At 59.5% G+C, this 19749-nt stretch carries 17 protein-coding genes; 10 read left to right on the forward strand and 7 right to left on the reverse strand.

What is annotated here, in order from left to right; translation table 11 throughout:
- The first annotated feature begins 11 nt into the window (after positions 1 to 11).
- The 3 genes from FIV08_RS01960 to FIV08_RS01970 are packed head-to-tail and all read left to right on the forward strand — an operon-like array spanning position 12 to position 3138.
- Positions 12 to 764: a DUF484 family protein gene (locus FIV08_RS01960; protein WP_061332525.1), complete on the forward strand. Its 753-nt coding sequence runs from the start codon at positions 12 to 14 to the stop codon at positions 762 to 764.
- Between the two features lie 35 nt (positions 765 to 799).
- A complete protein-coding gene (gene xerC / locus FIV08_RS01965) occupies positions 800 to 1732 on the forward strand; it encodes a tyrosine recombinase XerC (RefSeq protein WP_152439571.1) in 933 nt (310 codons plus the stop codon).
- An 11-nt stretch (positions 1733 to 1743) separates the two neighbouring features.
- A complete protein-coding gene (locus tag FIV08_RS01970) occupies positions 1744 to 3138 on the forward strand; it encodes a GGDEF domain-containing protein (protein WP_152437188.1) in 1395 nt (464 codons plus the stop codon).
- A 9-nt stretch (positions 3139 to 3147) separates the two neighbouring features.
- Here the strand turns inward: FIV08_RS01970 and FIV08_RS01975 are convergent, their stop codons facing one another.
- Positions 3148 to 3381 carry a DUF2789 domain-containing protein gene (locus tag FIV08_RS01975; RefSeq protein ID WP_061332527.1) on the reverse strand — a complete coding sequence of 78 codons (234 nt, stop codon included), beginning with the start codon at positions 3379 to 3381 and terminating at the stop codon, positions 3148 to 3150.
- Between the two features lie 97 nt (positions 3382 to 3478).
- Here FIV08_RS01975 and FIV08_RS01980 point away from each other — a divergent pair, with 97 nt between their 5' ends.
- Complete coding sequence (locus FIV08_RS01980) at positions 3479 to 6235, forward strand: ATP-binding protein (RefSeq protein ID WP_152437189.1); 2757 nt, start codon at positions 3479 to 3481, stop codon at positions 6233 to 6235.
- 13 nt (positions 6236 to 6248) lie between these two features.
- Here the strand turns inward: FIV08_RS01980 and FIV08_RS01985 are convergent, their stop codons facing one another.
- Entirely contained in the window at positions 6249 to 6614 is a 366-nt protein-coding gene (locus tag FIV08_RS01985; RefSeq protein WP_072678634.1) for a hypothetical protein, read from the reverse strand.
- 231 nt (positions 6615 to 6845) lie between these two features.
- Here FIV08_RS01985 and FIV08_RS01990 point away from each other — a divergent pair, with 231 nt between their 5' ends.
- The gene (locus tag FIV08_RS01990; RefSeq protein WP_152437190.1) at positions 6846 to 7454 is read left to right on the forward strand and encodes a hypothetical protein; all 609 of its coding nucleotides are present in this window, start codon (positions 6846 to 6848) and stop codon (positions 7452 to 7454) included.
- A 7-nt stretch (positions 7455 to 7461) separates the two neighbouring features.
- Positions 7462 to 9672, forward strand: coding sequence for a patatin-like phospholipase family protein (locus FIV08_RS01995; protein ID WP_228715478.1), 2211 nt, complete (start codon positions 7462 to 7464; stop codon positions 9670 to 9672).
- Between the two features lie 20 nt (positions 9673 to 9692).
- On the opposite strand, the gene FIV08_RS02000 is transcribed toward FIV08_RS01995, so the two are convergent.
- From FIV08_RS02000 to FIV08_RS02010, 3 genes are all read right to left on the reverse strand, one after another.
- The gene (locus FIV08_RS02000; protein ID WP_152437192.1) at positions 9693 to 10355 is read right to left on the reverse strand and encodes a GntR family transcriptional regulator; all 663 of its coding nucleotides are present in this window, start codon (positions 10353 to 10355) and stop codon (positions 9693 to 9695) included.
- Positions 10356 to 10432: 77 nt separating this feature from the next.
- Positions 10433 to 11869 carry a cardiolipin synthase gene (gene cls / locus FIV08_RS02005; RefSeq protein ID WP_152437193.1) on the reverse strand — a complete coding sequence of 479 codons (1437 nt, stop codon included), beginning with the start codon at positions 11867 to 11869 and terminating at the stop codon, positions 10433 to 10435.
- Entirely contained in the window at positions 11866 to 12906 is a 1041-nt protein-coding gene (locus FIV08_RS02010; protein WP_058091334.1) for an AraC family transcriptional regulator, read from the reverse strand. Before FIV08_RS02010 ends, cls begins: the two co-directional genes overlap by 4 nt.
- Before the next feature lie 387 nt (positions 12907 to 13293).
- On the opposite strand from FIV08_RS02010, the gene FIV08_RS02015 reads away from it, so the two are divergent.
- The 4 genes from FIV08_RS02015 (at position 13294) to FIV08_RS02030 (ending at position 16792) form a co-directional block, all read left to right on the forward strand.
- Positions 13294 to 14085 carry an alpha/beta fold hydrolase gene (locus tag FIV08_RS02015; RefSeq protein WP_152437194.1) on the forward strand — a complete coding sequence of 264 codons (792 nt, stop codon included), beginning with the start codon at positions 13294 to 13296 and terminating at the stop codon, positions 14083 to 14085.
- A gap of 102 nt (positions 14086 to 14187) precedes the next feature.
- Complete coding sequence (locus FIV08_RS02020; protein ID WP_152439572.1) at positions 14188 to 15273, forward strand: SMP-30/gluconolactonase/LRE family protein; 1086 nt, start codon at positions 14188 to 14190, stop codon at positions 15271 to 15273.
- A complete protein-coding gene (locus FIV08_RS02025; RefSeq protein ID WP_058091336.1) occupies positions 15270 to 15734 on the forward strand; it encodes an acyl-CoA thioesterase in 465 nt (154 codons plus the stop codon). Before FIV08_RS02020 ends, FIV08_RS02025 begins: the two co-directional genes overlap by 4 nt.
- Positions 15735 to 15811: 77 nt before the next feature.
- Positions 15812 to 16792 carry an NADP-dependent oxidoreductase gene (locus FIV08_RS02030; RefSeq protein ID WP_152437195.1) on the forward strand — a complete coding sequence of 327 codons (981 nt, stop codon included), beginning with the start codon at positions 15812 to 15814 and terminating at the stop codon, positions 16790 to 16792.
- On the opposite strand, the gene tcdA is transcribed toward FIV08_RS02030, so the two are convergent.
- Together tcdA and FIV08_RS02040 are read right to left on the reverse strand one after the other, a co-directional pair.
- Positions 16789 to 17586 carry a tRNA cyclic N6-threonylcarbamoyladenosine(37) synthase TcdA gene (gene tcdA, locus FIV08_RS02035; protein WP_061332537.1) on the reverse strand — a complete coding sequence of 266 codons (798 nt, stop codon included), beginning with the start codon at positions 17584 to 17586 and terminating at the stop codon, positions 16789 to 16791. The two genes, FIV08_RS02030 and tcdA, sit on opposite strands and share 4 nt — an antisense overlap.
- A 258-nt stretch (positions 17587 to 17844) precedes the next feature.
- Entirely contained in the window at positions 17845 to 19620 is a 1776-nt protein-coding gene (locus FIV08_RS02040; protein WP_072678623.1) for an acyl-CoA dehydrogenase C-terminal domain-containing protein, read from the reverse strand.
- Positions 19621 to 19749: the final 129 nt, after the last annotated feature.

Consider the following 19749-nt stretch of genomic DNA (forward strand, 5'->3'; position numbering starts at 1 on the left):
AGGAGAACACGATGACAGAACAAACGGCCCGCCAGAAGGCCGGCGAACTCACCCGGGAGCAGGTGGCCGATTATCTTCGCGCCAATCCTGATTTTTTTCTTGATCAGGATGAACTGCTGCGCAGCCTGACTCTGCCCCACGACAGTGGCCGGGCCATCTCGCTGGTGGAACGCCAGGTTCATCTGTTCCGTGAGCAGCGGGATACCCTTCGCCGTGAACTGGTGGAGCTGGTATCGATCGCCCGTCATAACGACCGGCTGTTCGAGAAAAGCAAACGGTTGCTGATGCAGGTGATCGAAGCCAGGTCACTCAACGATATAGCCGCCGCCGTCGATGACAGCATCCGCGGCGATTTTGGCCTGGATGCTGCCTCGGTGCTGCTGTTCAGTGATTCGGCGCAGCCGGAGAAAGGCGAGGGCGCCCTGCACATCGTCAACTCCGTCCAGGCCCGGGAGCGTCTGGGCTCGTTGCTGGAGGGTGACCGTGCGGTGTGCGGCCAGTTCCGGGAAAGCGAGCGGGAGTTCCTGTTCCCGGACCGGGATGAACCGATTGCCTCGGTGGCCCTGGTACCGCTGCGTCATGAGGGGCTGGTTGGCGTATTTGCTGTCGGCAGCTGCGAGCAGGGTTATTTTGATCAGAGCATGGGGTCGCTGTTTCTCAGCTATATCAGCGATACCCTGAGCCGGCTGCTGCCCCCCATGCTTGATCGTTATCGCACAGATGCCCCGGTGTCTGGTCTGGCTGTGGAGAGCGGCCAGGGGTGACCGGACTGGCGACGGACACCCGACCACCCGAGGCGATGGCCGCCCCGGTGGTTGCGTTTGTCCGGCATCTCGCCACCGAAAAGCGCCATTCCCCCCGCACCTGTGATCACTATCAACGAGACCTTGATCGCCTGGTCGCCTGGCTGATCGAAGTTGACATCCCGGCCTGGTCAGAGCTGACCATTCATGACATCCGCCGCTACGTCGCCCGGCTGAGCAGAGACGGTTTAAGCGGCCGGAGCATTGCCAGGCATCTGTCCGCCATTCGGCGTTTCTATCAGTTCCTGCTTCGGGAAGGGCTTGCCCGGGATAACCCCGCTCTGGATGTCCGGGCCCCCAAGAGCGGTCGCCGGCTACCGAAGGTGGCAGACGTTGACCAGATCAGCCAGCTGCTGGACATCAATCCCGACGACCCCCTGGAAATCCGCGATCTGGCCATGTTCGAGCTGATGTACTCTTCGGGCCTCCGTTTGGCAGAACTGGCCAGCCTGAGCCTGCCCGCCCTGGACCTGAAAGGCCGGGAGGTGCGTGTTCTGGGTAAAGGTAACAAGGAGCGCATTCTGCCGGTCGGCGGCAAAGCCGTCGCGGCTCTGAATCAATGGCTGGCGCACCGAGCAGCCATGGCTAACGAGGGCGAAACTGCGGTATTCGTCAGCCAGCGGGGCGGTCGCCTGAGCCAGCGCAGTATCCAGGCCCGCCTGGCTCGCTGGGGCATGGTGCAGGGTGCCGACCAGCGCTTGCATCCGCACCTGCTGCGGCACTCCTTTGCCAGCCATATGCTGGAGTCCAGCGGCGACCTGCGTGCGGTGCAGGAACTGCTTGGTCATGCGGACATCGCCACCACACAGGTCTATACTCATCTGGACTTTCAGCATCTTGCCCGGGTGTACGATCAGAGTCATCCCCGGGCGCGTCGACGTTCGACCAACCATATCAATCGCAACGACAATGATCATACCGGTTCTTGAGGGAGTGTTTCATGGCATCTGAGGAGTCCTGGAAGGATAAGTATCTTCGGGAACTGGACGAGGCAGAGCAGCGCGAAAAACAGTGGTTAGCCGAGCGCAATGTGCTTGAGCGCATGCTGGTGCGAACCAGCCTCGCCTCGGAAGGCCAGACTCCGGAACTGGATAACCTGCTCAATCGCCTGAGATCCGACCTGCGCAAGCAAAAGTTCGATATCGATGCCTGGAAAACCCTGCAGGATCAGATTGACAAAGCCATTACCCGTCTTGATGAAGCCGAGCCAAAGGGCCCAAAGGCCGACACACCGGCCGTCGCGCCGGCGGAGCCGAGGGGAAGTGAGCATGATATCGCTGAAGAGGGGCATCGGCTCAGAATCGCCCGCCGTGTAGGCCAGTTGTTGGGGCTGTTGTTGAACCAGGTCAGCCTGGAGCCAGAGGTGGAGTCGCAGGCCAGGACGCTTCAGCAAACCCTGTTATCGAGCAACGACTGGGAGGTCCTTCGGGAAGGCCTGAATCAGGTGGCGGAGCTGGTGATCGAGGCGGTTACCCGCAGCCAGCGGGAGTTCGAGACATTCCTCAAACGGCTGGACGAGCGCCTGGAAACCCTGCGCCAGCACTTTTCGGAACAGTCCGATGCCTACGCTTCCAGGCACGATGATACCGCAACGCTGGACCGGGAAATCCGGTCGGAGTTGAGCAAAGTATCCGAGGACATTCAACATAGTCAGGACTTGCAGAGCCTCAAGCAGTCTGTGAGCCAGCGACTGGAGTTCATCGGCGGTGCTCTGGAACGATTCTGCACGCGGGATGCCGAGCGGGAGGAAATGCTGGCGCAGCAACTCAATGCCATGCAGGAGAAGGTCGCTGCCATGGAGGCTCATTCCGAGCAGATGCAGGCGCAGGTTCGCCGGGAGCGGGAACGCGCGATGACTGACCTGCTTACCCAGCTGCCCAACCGGGAAGCCTGGCAGGAGCGGCTATCGTTCGAATACAACCGCTGGCAGCGTTACCGACACCCGCTCAGTGTGTCGGTGATTGATATTGACCTGTTCAAGAAAATCAACGATTCCTTTGGCCATAAAGCCGGTGACCGGGTACTGCAATTGGTGGCACGGGAGATGAAAAGCCGCCTGCGCAGCACGGATTTCATCGCCCGGTTCGGTGGTGAGGAGTTCGTGTTGCTGTTACCAGAGACCGGGCTGGAGGCTGCCCGGGACGTGGTAGAGCAGTTTCGTGAGCATGTCGGAAAACTGCCGTTCCATTTTGGCGGCAAGCCGGTTTCAATCACCTTTTCTGCCGGCGTGTCAGAGTTCCGGGATGGTGATGCCGAAGATACCGTGTTTGATCGTGCCGACCGGGCCCTGTATCAGGCCAAAGATGCCGGCCGCAATCAGGTCATGGTGGATTGACGGCGCCGATCAGTGCCGCAGCAGGGCGTCCAGTTCATCAATAATCTCGGCCCAGTCGCTGTCTTCCTCAAGGCCCTCCTCAAGAAATTGCGACTGGCTTTCGGACCAGAAAGGGGCGTCCTGGATGGCAATTTCCGAAGGCAGTGGAGAATACCGGGCGATAAAACTCTCCATGCTTTTCTGATCTGATGGCAAACCAAGCTGCTGAAAAAGGACGCTTAGAGTGTGTTTGCTGGTGTCCATAAGACAGGCTTCTCCTGTGTGCGGTGAGGCAGTATGAAATCTTCCTCATTTGCAGGTATTGTTCCCTGAAATGTAGTGGAACCACCGAGGATATCCAGTGAAGTCTCTTCCACAGTTATTGTATGGCCTCTTGTTTGTCCTGATTCAAGGGGTCGTGTGGGCGGAACCGCCCCAGGCGTCGCCGGCGCCGGTTCTGGGCGCTGCAGATCTGGAGTGGTTGGGCCAGCAGGAAGGCTTCCGGGTGGCTGTCAGGCAGAGCCAGGTGCCGCTGGTGTTCGATACCGGTGAGGGTGCGCTGGCGGGTATCTGGATTGATTATCTCGCTCGCGTGTCAGATAAGCTTGGCGTGCCGGTTGAGCCTTTCATGGCGGTCGACCAGGGCGACGATGCCGACCTGGTTCTGACCACCCGCATTCCGGGATCGCCGGTGATCCCGGGCCTTCGGCACACCTCACCGATGATGTCGCTGACCTATGGGATCTTTGTGAATGCCGGTGATGCCGCCTACCGGACGCTGTCGGATCTGGAATCTGCCAACGTCGCGATTATTGGTGGCGATCCCAACCAGTTCCCACTGCTGGACCCGATTGATAACTTTTCTCCGGTGCCCGTCGCCAGTCTGGGGGAGGCCATCAGCCTGGTCTTGTCCGGCAAAGCCGACGCCTTCCTCGGACCGGTACCGGTGGTCTCGGATTACCTTGAATCCGCAATGATCAATGGTATCGGTCTGGCCGTTCTGCTGGACAATCGCCCGGTGGATGTTGTGTTGCAGGTACCGACCAGCCGTGACCGCCTTTTCCGGGTGTTTGACCGGGCCGTTCAGGCATTGAGTCACAACGAGCACCGGGATATTCGCCAGTCCTGGTTGCAGGCGAATATGCCAGCCCTTGAGGGACGTGGCGTGGCCCTGACCGCTTCGGAGCTTGAGTGGTTGAAGCGTCATCCCGGGCTGAAAGTGGGTATGCGTGGCGATTGGCCACCGTTTGAATTCGAGCAGGACGGCCGCCCGGCGGGCCTTGCCTCTGACCTGGTCAAACGCCTGGAGGAGAACCTGGATGTTCGCTTCAACCGGGTGATTGCGAGCTCCCGACAGTCGGCCGAGGACATGTTGAAGGCAGGTGAAGTGGATATTCTGCCGGGCATGTCGCGCACCCCCCGAACCGAACAGGAATTCCTGTTCACCCGGGCCTATGTGTCGGTACCGATTGCCCTGGCCATCCGGGATACTGGCCGGTTCATTGGTGATCTTAGGGAGCTGCGGGATGAGCGGGTCGGTGTGGTCAATCGCCAGGCCAGCCATGACTATCTGTTAATCAATCATCCAAACCTGGACCTTTACCCGCAAAGAACCGTGGAAGACGGGCTTCTGGCGCTGTCCAACGGCGACCTGGATGTGATGGTCACGCATATTCCGGCGGTGAGTTACACGGTTGCCCGACTGGGCCTGTCGAACCTGCGGATTACCAGCATCACGCCCTATCAATATGACCTGCGGCTGGCGGTCAGCAAGGACAACCCGGTTTTACACCGCATCCTCAACAAGGCCCTGAGCAGCCTGCCGGCATCGGAAACCGAGGCGGTGTATAACCGCTGGATACACCTGGATATCGAACAGGAAACCGACTACACGGTGGTCAGGCGCATCATTTTGATTGCCATTGTGGTGGTACTGATTTTCCTCTACTGGAACCGCAAGCTGTCGCTGGAAGTGGATGAACGGATTCGGTCCGAGAATGCCTTGCGTCGCAGTGAAGATGAACTGCGAGCGGCCAAGCTTGAGGCCGAACGCCTGGCCCGGGAGGCGGAAACGGCGAGCAGGGCCAAGAGTGAGTTCCTGGCCAATATGTCCCATGAGATCCGAACCCCGATGAATGCGGTCATTGGTTACAGCGATCTGCTCTACAACTCGGTGACTGATCCCCAGCAGCGCAACTATTTGAACGCCATCCGCGCTGGCAGCCGCAGCCTGTTAATGCTGATCAACGACATTCTTGACCTGTCACGGATCGAGGCTGGCAAGATGCGCCTGGACTTCGGCCCGGTTTCGGTTCGCCGGCTGCTCAGCGATGTCCGGCATATCTTTGATCTGCGAGCGACCGAGCAGGGCATTACCCTGGAGGTGAGCGTAGGCTCTGGCATGCCCTCGGCAATGATGTTGGATGAAACCCGGTTGCGCCAGGTGTTGTTCAATCTGGTGGGCAATGCCATCAAGTTCACCCATGAGGGTGGAGTGACAGTGCGGGCCGTGGCCAAAGAACTGGAGGAATCGACCGGTAAGGACGCGGATATCCGCTACTACCGGTTGAAAGTGACCGTGGCCGACACCGGCATTGGCATTGCGCCGGATCAGCAGGACCGTATTTTCGATGCCTTTGAGCAGCAGGAAGGTCAGAGCTCCCGGCGATACGGGGGCACCGGCCTGGGTCTGGCCATCAGCCGGAAGCTGGTGGAAATGATGGGCGGTGAGCTGACGGTAAAGAGTGAACCGGATGTTGGGTCCACCTTTACTCTCGTGTTGCCCCGGGTTGAGGCTACCGTAGAGCAGGCGGAAGATGACGGGACGCCGGAGGAAGCCGAGCGGCTGCTGGCCCAGACCATGAGTATGCAGGAGCGAGGCTGGCTTCGGGAGAAGCTGGCGGAGGACTTTGGTGACCAGTGGCAGGATGTTCGTGAAAGCGGCGACCCGGAACAGATGAAAGACTTTGCGCTACGAATTGTTGAATGGGGGCAGCGTCATCGTTCGCCGTCGGTGACCAGCTACGGCGAAAAACTGCTGGCGGATGTAGAGGCGTTCAATCTGGATGCGGTTAATACGGCCCTTGAAGCCTTCCCCAAATTGCTGGGCCAGCGTTGAGCTGACCAGCGGCTTAGAGGCAGTCGAACTGGGATTTGCGGTCAAACGCCACTGACACCATGTCGTACCCGGAGTCTGACAGGGAGCGAACCAGCGCCCTGTCTTTCAGCAGGGTCATGCAGACTTTGTGGACGCTGGCCTGAAGCTGCTCACTTTCCGGATTCTGCTCAGCGAGTCGGAAGTCGACGATCAGATATTTACGGTCGACGGCGGCTTGTTCCGGGATGTCTTCCCGTTCCACGCTTTCAAAACCGATGTAGGTGGCTTCCTGGTTGGAAAAAACCTGGCTCATCAAAACGTCAAGATTTTCGGCGTGTGCCTGGCTGGCTGGCATCGATAACGCAACCGCGGATGCGAAGGCGTATAGTCTGGTGCGCATAACGAGCACTCCCGAAAACGGATGAGACAACTTCTATGTTACCAAGTGTAAAGTTTGGTTACGTTTGATTATTGCAGAGAGTGTTGAAAATTTCGTCATTGATTCCCGGTATTTTTCAATTGTTTGCATTTTGGACATAATTCCGCGCTGCGGGGTGTTTGCCTGCCTGCCGCAGAGCTGGTTTTCCGCTATCATGGAGCCAGAACCATTGGGAAAGTGAGAGGGATAGTCATGTTCCAGCTTGTATTCAAGGGTGAGTGCGCGCCAGGCACTGATGTTGAGACTGCCCGTAACAACGCCCGGGCCCTGTTCAAGGCCAGCGTGGAGCAACTGGACCGCATGTTCAGTGGCCAGCCCGTTGTTATTCGTAACAAGCTGGAACAGGTTCAGGCAGAGAAGTACCAGGCGGTACTGCGCAAGCATGGCATGATTGCCCATGTACAACCGATGGTCGGGGCTGCTCAGGCTGCGGCCCCGGCACCGAAACCTGCGCCGGTTTCCCAGGCTGATAAGCAAGCCGAGACTGAAGCACCATCGGCCCCGCCGAAACCGGCCTCTGAGGGCAACGTGCCGGCGACCGAACCCGGAGATCGCCTGCCGGTGGCCGGTGACAAAGTGGATGATATCCTCGCGGGCTCGGGCCTGACCCTGGACCCGGTGGGTGTCACCCTGGTGGAACATGAAGACCCGGAAGCGCCCATGTTCGAGCACCTGGATGACTGGAGCCTGGCGCCTCCTGGCTCCGATCTGGGCGTAAAACGAGATCTGCCACCGCCGATGGTTCCGGACGTTTCCCACCTTTCCCTGGCCGACGATGACAAACACCGCGACAAGAGCTGACCGGGATTTGCCTGACCGGCGGTATTATCTGTTTCTGCTGTTCATTCTGGCGCCCCTGTTGTGGGCGCCAGTACTGGCGTCGGAACCCTCCGAACGCCCGAAAGTTGGGCTGGTGCTCAGCGGTGGCGGTGCCAAAGGCATGGCCCATGTGGGTGTTCTGAGGGTGCTGGAAGAAATGCGGGTGCCTGTGGATGTGGTGGTGGGCACCAGTGCCGGCTCCGCCGTGGCGGCACTCTACGCTTCGGGCATGTCGGTATCCGAGATTGAGCAGCGGTTTCTGGAACTGGACTGGTTGTCCAGCTTCCGCGACGATCCCGGCCGGGCGTTCAAGCCGGTCCGGCGCAAACAGGACGACTGGCGTTTGCCACTGGTGCCGGGCTTGGGGGTCAGCACGCAGGGTGTGCACCTGGGCGGCGGCCTGGTGACCGGGCAGAATCTTGGTTTCATCCTCAATGAACTCACCCGCAATGCCGCCCTGGTTGAAAATTTCGACCAGTTACCCATTCCCTACCGAGCTGTGGCCACCGACCTTGAAACCGGGGAAGAGGTGGTCATCGGAGACGGTAATCTTGCCGAAGCGATTCGGGCCAGTATGAGCATTCCGGGCGTTTACGCGCCAGTTGAGCGCAATGGTCGGCTGTTGGTGGACGGAGGTGTTGCCAACAATCTTCCAGTCAGCGTGGCTCGGGAGATGGGCGCGGATGTGGTCATTGCCGTGGATATCACCGATCCGATGATGAGCGCCGATCAATTGCGAGAGGCTTTCTCGGTGGTGGGGCAACTGACTACCCTGATAACCCGCAGGAATACCGATGCCCAACTGGCACTGCTGACCGAGCAGGACGTGCTGGTGCACCCGGACCTCGAAGGCTTTGGCTCCGCCGATTTTTACGATGCGCCGGTGCTGTTTGAACTGGGTGCCACCGCCGCCCGTGAGCATGCGGTTGCCCTGAACCGGCTGTCGGTGTCGGAGGAACAGTGGGTGGCGTACCAGTCGCGCCGTGCCGCAGGCAGTTGGGTGCCCGGGCCTGTGGTTCGGGTTGAGATCGCCCAGGGCGAGCGTCTGGCGACGGACTTCCTGAGGGAGCGGATTCGCCAGCAACCGGGGCAAGTGCTGGACGTACCGGAGCTTGAGGCAGACCTGAAGCGTATCTATGGCCTTGGCTATTACGAATCCGTGGGCTGGTCACTGGCGCCCACGGAAGCGGGGCCGGTCCTTGTGATAAGGGCGCGGGAGAAAAGCTGGGGACCGAATTACCTGTCGTTCGGGCTCAACTATGAAGATAACTTTGAGGGAAATACCCGCTTCAACCTGGCAGCCGGCCTGCGCATGACCGAGCTGAACCGGTTGGGCGCCGAATGGCTGACCGGCGTTCAGTTGGGAACCCAGCCGTGGGTCCGAAGCCAGTGGTACCAGCCGCTGACCTTCGGCTATGACCGGTTTGCCGTTGTCGGCGTGGAGTATCGCCGGGACGATTACAGCATTTACGATCAGGGGCGGCGCATCTCGGAAGTGGATGTCACCTTCCGGCAAGTGGACCTGGCACTGGGTATGGAGCTGGGAGGCAACGGTGAAGTCCGGCTGGCCTACGTCCGTGGCTACGCCACGGTAGAGGACGAAGTGGGCGTTCCGGTTGCACCTGCCGATAATGTCCACCAGGGGCATGTCAGCCTGCAGCTGGTGCACGATTCCCTGAGCGATGCCTTCTTCCCGAAATCCGGCGCCTTTGCCGGGATCCGCGGGCGGGTGGAGCGGGAAGATCTCGGTTCAGATCGGCACTTTGATGGCGTGACGGCGATGCTGCTGGGTACGGGCACCTGGGAGCGTTTTAACCTGACTGGGCTGTTGTATACCCGCCAGATTTTCAGCGGTGATGCCGGTATTGAAAACGCCGCCCGCTTGGGTGGCTTTCGCCAGCTCTCGGCCTATGCCCCGGGGGAAATTACCGGCAACGACGCCGTGTTGGCGTCTGTGTACGGTCGGCGGGAGTTTGGTGGTCCGGTCATGCCCTGGTTTGCCGGCGCCGGTTTTGAAACCGGCAATGCCTGGGACAGTATGCGTGATGCCAGCTGGGGTGACACGGTGCGGTCCTGGAGTGCTTTTGCTGGCGTGGATACCCTGCTTGGGCCAGTGCAACTGGCCGCTGCCTATAATAACGAGGATAACTGGACGGCCTACCTGAACATCGGCTTCTCGTTTACCCAGCTGTTCTACTGAACCGCCAGCCAGCGCCTGGATCAGCCCGCGTTGATGGCCGCCAGAACCTGTTCACATTGCTGGATGGCATATCGGTGCAGGATGTCGGCCAGGGCGGCTTCGTCACGGTTGCCAATGGCGCGGATGGATTCTTCCATGTGCACCAGGTTGTCTTCCAGCACCTGGGTGCCGCCCCGTCGAAAGGCCACAAACGCACAGCGTTTGGCCGAGGGCCAGAGATCGTCGATGGCGGAGACAATAAAGTAGTTGTCCGCGTACACCAGTGACGCCTTGGTGTATTCAATGCCCAGTTCCAGAAACGCCATCAGGTCGTTTTTCTGGTAGCAGTCCTTCATTTGCTGGTACAGGCTCTCAAGCCGGGCCATATCCTCGGGTTGCCATTGCCGCACCAGTTTTTGGCCGGTGTGGGTCAGGTACAGTTCGAGAATTTCATAGAGACTTCGTACAAAGTGCTCGTCCAGCGGGGTAACGAACGCCCCCTTGCGTGGCACGTTGCGGACCAGGTGCCGTTTTTCCAGCAGTAACAGCGCCTCGCGGATGGAACCATGACTGACGTCCATCTCTTTGGCCATGGAGCTTTCGTAGATGCGCTCACCGGATCTCAGCTGTTCAAAGGCAATCAGGTTTTCAATATGGCGGGCGACTTGTTCGGTCAGGGTTTCTCTGGGCTTGAATGCGTTCATGGGTTATCTGTTTACAGCAGGTGAACCGTCGGAAAGGCCATGGTCGCACAATGTTTTTGCCGGAGCCAGAATAACCGCTACAGCAACGGCGCCAGCAGTCGCACCGCGCGACAGCTGAGTCGGAAGAGGATGGATCGGTCCTGGTAGTCCCGCTCAGTCATTCTCTGGCAGTACTCAAGGTCTTCCCGGAGCATGGAGTCGACCGAGCTGACGAAGTCCTCGTTGGTGTTCACCGCCGTGATCTCGAAGTTCAGGCGCATGGAGCGATTGTCCAGGTTCGCCGTGCCCACGGCAGCATAGCGGTCATCCACCAGTACCACCTTCTGGTGCATGAAACCGGGCTGGTAGCGATAGATCCCGATGCCGGCCTGGCTGGCTTGCACCAGGTAGGAATAGGCCGCCAGGCGAATAAGCCGGCTGTCGGATTTTTCCGGAATCAGGATGCGAACGTCCACCCCCCGCAGCGCGGCGAGCTGAAGGGCGTTCATGATCTGAAAATCCGGGACAAAATAGGGCGATGCAATCCAGATTCGGGTGCGGGCACTGTTGATGCTGTTCAGGAAAAACAGGGTGCAGGTTTCCCAGGTGTCTGCAGGCCCGGTAGGCAGCACCAGAACCTGTTGATCACCGCCGGTGTCAAAGCCCGGGTGCCAGTCCAGTTCCGGGCGGATATTGCTGGCCCAGTGCCAGTCTTCCAACCACGCCAGCTGCAAACCGGTCACCGCCGGGCCCTCAATGCGACAGTGGGTATCGCGCCAGGGTTCCTGGTCCATCGCCGTGCCCAGGTATTCGTCGCCCAGGTTAATGCCGCCAACAAAGCCCACCTTGCCATCACAGACCAGTAGCTTCCGGTGGTTCCGGAAATTGATCTGGAAACGCCGGCGGCGCACGTTACCGTTGCCGAACGAAGCGATGCGCGCGCCGGCGGCTGACAGTTCGTTAAGCCAGCGCCGTGACAGCAACACACTGCCGATGTCGTCGTAAAGAAACCACACCTCGACACCCTGCGCCAGCTTGCGTTCCAGAATCGCCTTGATGCGCTGCCCCACCTTGTCTGAGCGCACGATGTAGAACTCCAGCAGAATGTATTGCCTGGCATCCTCCATGGCTTCGAACAGGGCCTCAAATGTTGCGGTTCCGTCTTTCAGCAGTGTGCACTGGTTGCCGCTGGTAAACGGTTGCCGGCTCAACTTGCACAGTACCTGAAGCTCATCGCTGAAATGTTCGTGGCCGGGGTTGGAGATCGACGTGGTCTGCTTCTCGAACTGGTCCAGCAGGGTGGTCAGAGACTGATCCCCCATCCGGCGGGCTTTGACATAACCGCCAAAGCGGCTTCGGCCGAACAGAACAAACAGTGGCACCGCGATATAGGGCAGGCCTACCAGTGCGATGATCCAGGCAATGGCCCCCTGGGCGGTGCGATAGCTGAGCAGGATCCGATAAATGCAGGCCAGGGCTGCCAGGTACAGTGCGGCAAGGGGGATGGCCAGCAATGACAGATTATCCGGAGTCATTCGTTACCTTCCTGATGGTTTGCCCGAAACTGGGCCGGTGCCATGCCGGTCCAGCGTTTGAAGGCACGGCTGAAGGCGCTGAGTTCAGAAAAACCCAGCAGGAAGGCAATTTCCCCCAGGGCATACTGGTCGTCAGCTACATACCGAAGGGCCTTGTCCTGGCGCACCTGTTCCACCAGATCATGAAAACTCAGGCCCTCTTTTTTCAGCTTGCGGTACAGGGTTTGGCGGCTCATGTGGCACTGCCGGGCCAGGGTGTCGGCATCAATGCGATCAGTGGCCATTTGCCGTGAAATCAGGCGGCGAACCTTGCGGCTGAAAGACTTCCGCGTTTGCAGGCGGGCCAGCACCGCATTGACCTGCTTCAGCACGGCGGAATAGACATACGGGTTGCGATGGGGAATCGGGTGCCCGAGGTGCTGGCTGGAGAACGCCATTCTGGTGATGCCGGTACCAAAAATAACCGGCCCGCCAAACAGTTTCCGGTACTCGCTGGCATAGCCGGGTTCCGGATGGGCCACTTCCAGCCAGTCGGCTTCAATGCCCCGGTGAATAAAGTGACGGGTTCGACACAGCGCCGCCGCCAGGGTGCGATCCATATCCTGACGACAGTAGTGATCGGGGTGGTCTGGCTGCCAGGTCAGGATGGCCTGATCCGGCGTTTGCTCAAAGCTCAGGGTTACCGATTCGTTGATCAGCCGGTGCAGGCGCACATACTGCACGACGGCCTCGCCCAGAGTGTCGCAATTGAAGAAAACATGCCCGACGAGGCCCATTCGTTCAGGGTCAACCACCTGCCCGGCGTGCAGTCCAACACCGGGGTCTCCGGTCAGCTGTTCGGCCAGATCCCAAAGTTGGTAGTGGGTGCTGGCGGGAATGCGCAAATCCGGATCTTCCAGGGCTTCCAGGCTAAGGCCGGTGAGGGTTTCAATACGGGGGCGATTCAACAGCCCGAGCGTATCCAGGTAATGCACGAGCGCCAGTGTGCTGGAGGCCGCAACCTGCGGGGTATCCGCTTGGTCCGTTTGCGCGTGCATGCCGATGGTTGGCTCCGGGTGGTTGTGTGTCAGAGTGATACAAAATGTCAAACGATTGGCACAGCCAGTCAACGGCTTGCCATAGCTTCAACGATAGCATGGTACGCATCAGGTTGAAGTAGCCAACAGGCAAAATGGAGGTGTTGTATGGAACGGGAAATCTTTGTACCCCATAACGAGGCCGAGCGTAAAAACGTTTTGGCACTGGCGGAGTATCTGGACAGCATCTTCTACTGCTGAGCTGTCCGTCGTAATGTCTGTGACCTTCTGGCCGGGTTCATCCCGGCTTTTTTGTGCCTGCGGTTTGCCTGCCTAATTTCTCCTTGCCCCCGAGTCTGGCGATGGTAGTGTATCCGGTTCATCCCCATCACCGGAGGCTGTCAGCGTATGACCGTTGAACTGAATCATCGTATTACCGGCCAGGGCGAGCCCCTGATCCTGCTGCATGGGCTGTTCGGCTCCCTTGAGAACCTTGGAGGTATCGCCCGCCGCCTGGAAGATGGTTGGCAGATTCACGCCCTCGATCAGCGCAATCATGGCAGCTCACCCCACACTGACGACATGGACTACCCGGCCATGGCGGCCGATGTGGTGGCCTACATGGACGCTCACAATCTGGACAAGGCCTGGGTGCTGGGTCATTCCATGGGTGGCAAGGTGGCGATGCAGGTCGCCTTGGTTTATCCGGAGCGGGTCAAGGGGATCATCGTCGCGGACATCGCACCGGTCACCTACAAAGCCCGGCATGATGCGGTTCTGGACGGCATGAAGAACCTGGAGCTGGTTGGCGTAACAACCCGCCAGGAAGCGGACAAGCGCCTGGCTGAATTCGTTGAAATCCCGGGCGTGCGGCAGTTCCTGCTGAAAAACCTGGAGCGGATACCGGCAGAGCAGGCCGGTGATGGTGACCAGCTGTTCCGCTGGCGTCTGAATTTACCTGTGATTGACACCTGTTATCAGAAGCTGGCCGCCGCGCCGGAGGGTGAGGGCCCGTACAATGGTCCGGTGCTGTTTATCAAAGGCGCTGATTCCGCCTATATCCAAAGCAAACATCAAGACACCATCCGGCAACTGTTCCCAGCCGCCGAACTGAAGATAATCGAGGGTACCGGGCACTGGCTGCATGCTGAAAAGCCCGATACCTTTGCGGCTTTGTGTCGTCGTTTTCTCGGATCCTGACGGCCTGTCCTGCGTTGCCAGAAACCCGGTAATGTCTGCTAAGGTTAGGGTGCTTTGATATTGCCTTCCGTCTAACAATCACCAATGGATCGGGCGCTCATGATGAAATGGTTGTTGATAGGCCTGCTGGTCATCTTTCTGCTGCTGGGCAGTTTCCTGCTCACGCCGTCGCCGGTTGACAGCAAGGCCTGGGAGGCACCATCGCCTCCGGCCATGACCGGTGTGCTGGCGCCCAATGAACGCCTGCGCCTGGCAGACTTGCTGGCCCGGGGCCAGGTCTATGGTCCGGAAGATACCACCATTGATGCAAACGGCGTGCTTTACGCCGGCACCCAGGACGGCAAAATCGTGCGGGTGTTTCCGGATGGCACCGTAGAGAACTGGCTGGAAACCGGCGGACGGCCACTGGGTATGGTATTCGATGCCCAGGGCAACCTGATTGTGGCTGATGCCTGGAAAGGCCTGTTGTCCATCACCCCAGACGGCACCCTGTCGGTACTGACCCGCGAGGCCGAAGGCACGCCGTTCCGCTTTACTGACGACGTGGACATAGCACCGGACGGCCGTATCTATTTCACTGACGCCAGCTCCCGCTTCCGCCAGCCGGACTACATTCTGGACTTGCTGGAGATGCGCCCCCACGGCCGGCTGCTTCGCTATAACCCCCGTACCCGCCGTACCGAAGTCCTGCTGGCCAATCTGCACTTTGCCAACGGTGTGGCGGTGTCGCCGGCGGGTGACTATGTGCTGGTTAACGAAACCTGGAAGTACCGCATCCTGAAATACTGGATCACCGGGCCCAGGGCCGGCCAGGCCGAAGTGTTTGCGGACAACCTGCCGGGATTTCCCGATAACCTGGCGGTGGATGATCAGGGCCGCTACTGGGTTGCGTTTCCAACCCTGCGTAATGCCCAGGTGGACAGCATGCATCGCAAACCCTGGCTGAAGAATCTGGTGGCCAAGTTGCCTGACAGTCTGAAGCCCCAGCCACAAGAGTATGGGCTGGTGGTTGCCTTCGATACCAGCGGTAAGATGATCACCAGCCTGCACGATACCCGCGGCAGCCACCTTCAGGAAATCACCTCGGTGAATCCCCATGATGGCGTTCTATACTTTGGTTCACTTCACAATGACCGTATTGGCCGGCTACCGTTGCACGCTATTCCTGGCCTTGGAGAGCAACCATGACACAGGCACTGAACTGGGACTTGCCTGACCCGTTTACCATGACCATCACCGTTCGCCCGGAGGACACCGACCGCCTGGGGCACGCCAATAACGTGGTGTATGTGCGCTGGCTGGAAGAAGTGAGTTGGCAGCACATCGACAGCCTGGGCATGACCTGGGCCCTGCACGAAGAAACCGGCAAGGCCATGGCGATTACCCGCACTGAGCTGGATTACCTGGCCTCTGCCAATGCCGGGGATGAACTGGTGCTGGGTACCTGGCTCACTGACTGGGATGGCCGTTTCCGCTCTGCCCGCCAGTTTCAGCTGATTCGCCCGGCCGATGGCAAAACCTTGCTGCGGGCGCTCTCTACCCATGCCTGTGTCGATATGAAATCCCAGCGGCCAGCCCGGGCGCCCAAGGCCTTCGCCGAGATACTTGGCAGCGCGCTGGTTGCCGGCGGGCGGGGCCTGCCCGGTTGAGGCCGGGCCGGTAAAATTCTGCTAGTCTGAGAGTTCAGGCCGGTAACGGCACCGTTCACTGCTGTCTGGAGACGCCCATGGAATCATCTGATCTGACCGAAACCGGCACCATGCGCCACGTGGTCTATGATCGCTTTGGTGAGCGTGATGTGCTGCGCGTGACAGAATCGCCCATTCCGCAACCGGGTGAGGGCGAGGTGCTGGTTCGCGTACACGGCGCTGGCCTCAATCCCATCGACTGGAAAACCCGTAAGGGCATGGGGTTCGTCGCCACCCAGATAGAAAACAGCCTGCCCTGGACACCCGGTTACGACGCGGCCGGTGAGGTGGTGGAAGTGGGCGAGGGCGTGACCACACTGGTGCCGGGCGACCGGGTGATGGGCATGATCGGCTTCCCGGTCACCGGCGGAGCCTACGCCGAGTACGCCATTGCCGACGCTGAAGATCTCGCCATTGTGCCGGAAGAGCTGGACCTGATCGCGGCGGCCGGCGTGCCCCTGGCGGCACTCACGGCCTGGCAGGCCCTGTTTGAAGTGGCGGAGCTGGAGTCTGGCCAGAAAATCCTGATTCATGCCGGGGCCGGTGGTGTTGGGCACTTTGCGGTTCAGTTTGCCCTGGAGCGGGGCGCCCACGTCATCGTGACGGCGTCCTCCCGTAACCGGGATTTTCTGGCGGAGCTGGGGGTGCATGAGGTGATCGACTACCACACCACTGACTTCACCGAAGAATGCTATGGCCTGGACGTAGTGCTGGACCTGGTAGGGGGCGAGACCGGCAAACGCTCCCTGCAAACCCTCAGTGATTCCGGCGTGCTGGTAACCATCCCGACGGTGACTGCCGATGACGTGGTCAGCGCCGCAGAAGCCATGGGCGTTCGAGCCCATGGCATGCGCTCACGGCCAGATGCCTTCCATCTGGATGAAATCGCCGAGTTGATTGAAGACGGTGATGTGAAGGTCCATGTTGAGCAGGTATTTTCCCTGGATCAGGTACAGGCAGCCCACGAACTGCTGGAAGGCGGTCATGTGCGGGGCAAGCTGGTGCTGGATTGCCGTTAATCGGCCTGATTGGCTTTGCGGGCAATCCGGTTCAGTAACCGGGAGGCGGCAAAGAAGCCAAAACTGGCGGTTACCGGGCTGGCTGCGCCGAAGCCGGAGGCGCAGTCAAGCCGCACCGGACCCTCGGTGGCTGGTTTCTGCAGGCATACCTCGCCATCGGCGGCTGGGTAGGTGAGCTGTTCCAGTGAATACACCGCCTCAATTCCAAAACGCCGCTTTGGATTCCGGGAGAACCCGTACTCCCGGCGCAGCATATTACGCACTTTTGCCAACAACGGGTCCTGGGTGGTCTTGCTCAGGTCTGCCACCTGAATCTGGGTTGGGTCCATCTGGCCGCCGGCCCCGCCGGCACAGACAATCGGAATCTTGCGCCGCTGGCAATGGGCAATCAGCGCTGCTTTCGCCTTCACGCTGTCGATGGCATCCACCACTCCGGTCATATCCTCGGTAATCAACTCCCCCACGTTTTTGGTGGTCAGAAACCCGAAATGCACGCGAATATCTGCCTGGGGATTGATGGCCTTCAGTCGCTCGGCCATGGCATCGGTCTTGGTGCGGCCATACTGGCCTTCCAGTGCGTGCAGCTGACGGTTGGTGTTGGACACGCAGATATCGTCCATATCAATCAGGGTGAGTGTGCCGATACCGCTGCGCGCCAGGGATTCCGCCGCCCAGGAGCCAACACCGCCCAGGCCGACGATGGCTATGTGGGCATTACGGAAAGCGTTCAGGGCCTTGCGGCCATAGAGGCGCTCTATGCCGCCAAAGCGGAACGGATAATCATCGGCGGTCATGCAGCCTCCGGAATGCAGGGGAGAAAACAAAGGCGCATTGTAACCGAGACAGCGGCGGGCGGGAAAACACCATAAAAAAAGCCGCGCAAGAGCGCGGCTTCAAGAAGGTACCCGGCTCGGCAAGAGGCGGGTTGGACTAGTTCAGAGACACTAATCAACGTGACTATTATCAAGTTCTGATCTGTCTTTAAGAAGGTCAGAAATTGCCAACTGTCGGTCATTTTCGGCCAGCCATTTTGGCCAGACCGGTATTGCCGTTTAAGCCACCCAGTGCTCGTCTTCAAATGCCATCAGGCTGTCTTTGCCGGTCTGGATGTCTTTCAGCAGCCAGTCCACTTCAGGCATCAGCTTCTCGAAATAGTAGCGGGCGGATACCTGCTTGCCCTCAAGCAACGGCTTATTGCCTTCTCCGAGTTGCAGCTGCTGGCCTGCGACGCCGGCCATGCGGGACCACAGATAACCGATCACGGTCAGGGCCATAATCCGCAGGTACGGGGTGGCGGCAGCGCCGGCCTGTTCCGGATCTTTGGGAGCATTCTGGGCCAGCCACATGGTGGCCTGCTCCAGACTCTTCAGCGCACCCTTGAGTTCTTCGCGGTACGGCGCCTCCGGGTTGTCCTTCAGGTATCCAGTCAGTTCTGCGAACAGGGCGCGAACCAGTTGGCCGCCCTTAAGCGACAGCTTCCGGCCCACCAGGTCCATCGCCTGGATGCCGTTGGTGCCCTCATAGATGCGGGCGATACGGCCGTCCCGAACCAGTTGCTCCAGGGGCCAATCCTGGGTGAATCCAGAGCCACCCAGAACCTGCTGGCCCCAGTTGGCGTTGTTATAGCCTTCGTCGGTCAGGAAGGCTTTAACCACAGGCGTCAGCAGCTGCACCAGGTCGTCGGCGTTTTCACGCACGCTTTCATCCGGGTGAGCCACGGAAAGATCCAGCTGGTGGCCAGTGAACAGCGCCAGCGCCCGCATACCTTCGTTCAGCACTTTCTGGCGCATCAGCATGCGGCGCACGTCCGGGTGCACAATGATCGCGTCAGCCGGGCCGTTCGGGTTCTTGGGGCCGCTCAGGGAACGGCTTTGCAGGCGTTCCCTGGCAAATGCCAGGCTTTCCTGGTAAGCCATCTCCGCCAGGCCAAGGCCCTGCATGCCCACCATCAGCCGGGCTTCGTTCATCATGGTGAACATGGCGCTCATACCCTTGTTAGGCTCGCCGACCAGCCAGCCTTTGGCGCCTTCAAAATTCATAACGCAGGTGGCGGAGCCTTTGATGCCCATCTTGTGCTCAAGGCCACCACAGAAGGCCGGGTTGCGCTCGCCGGAATCCGGCAGGAACTTGGGTACCACAAACAGGGATATGCCCTTGGTGGTGTCCGGTGCGCCCGGCAACTTGGCCAGTACCAGGTGTACAATATTGTCGACCAGGTCGTGCTCACCGCCGGTGATCCAGATTTTGGTGCCCTCGATGGCATAGCTGCCGTCGTCATTGGGTGTGGCCTTGGTGCGGATCAGGCCCAGATCGGTGCCGCACTGGGGCTCGGTCAGACACATGGTGCCGGTCCACTCGCCGGAAATCAGTTTTTCCAGATAAGTCTGCTTCAACTCCTCGGAGCCATGCGCGTACAGGGCGCTGATGGCGCCGTGGGTCAAGCCCGGGTACATGCCCAGGGACAGGTTGGTGGAGCACACCATTTCGTCCACGACAAACTTCAGAGTGTGGGGCAGGCCCTGCCCGCCGAATTCCAGTGGTGCATCCAGGGCGGTCCAGCCACCTTCCACAAACTTCCGGTAGGCCTCTTTGAAGCCGTCAGGTGTCTTGACCGATTTGGTTTCCGGATCGTAGCTGCAACCCTGGCGGTCGCCCACCTGGTTAGTAGGCTGGATGACCTCTGCCGCCAGTTTGCCGGCTTCATCGATCACCGCCGAAATTAGATCCGGAGTCGCATCGGCGTACTTTTCCAGTTCGTGCAGTTTGTCTGCGCCCAACACATCAAACAACAGAAAGCGAAGATCGTTCGCTGGTGCCTGGTATTGCATGGATACTCTCCTGTTTGGATATAGCAGTCTGAATGACTGCCGGATGTCGTTGTTTCAATCCGGAAGTGTCTCTTCATACGAGCGTTTGAATTTTTTGGTTTGCTGCCTGGTGGCCCGAAGGCATTGAAT

It is taken from the genome of Marinobacter sp. THAF197a (assembly GCF_009363275.1).
Lineage (GTDB): Bacteria > Pseudomonadota > Gammaproteobacteria > Pseudomonadales > Oleiphilaceae > Marinobacter.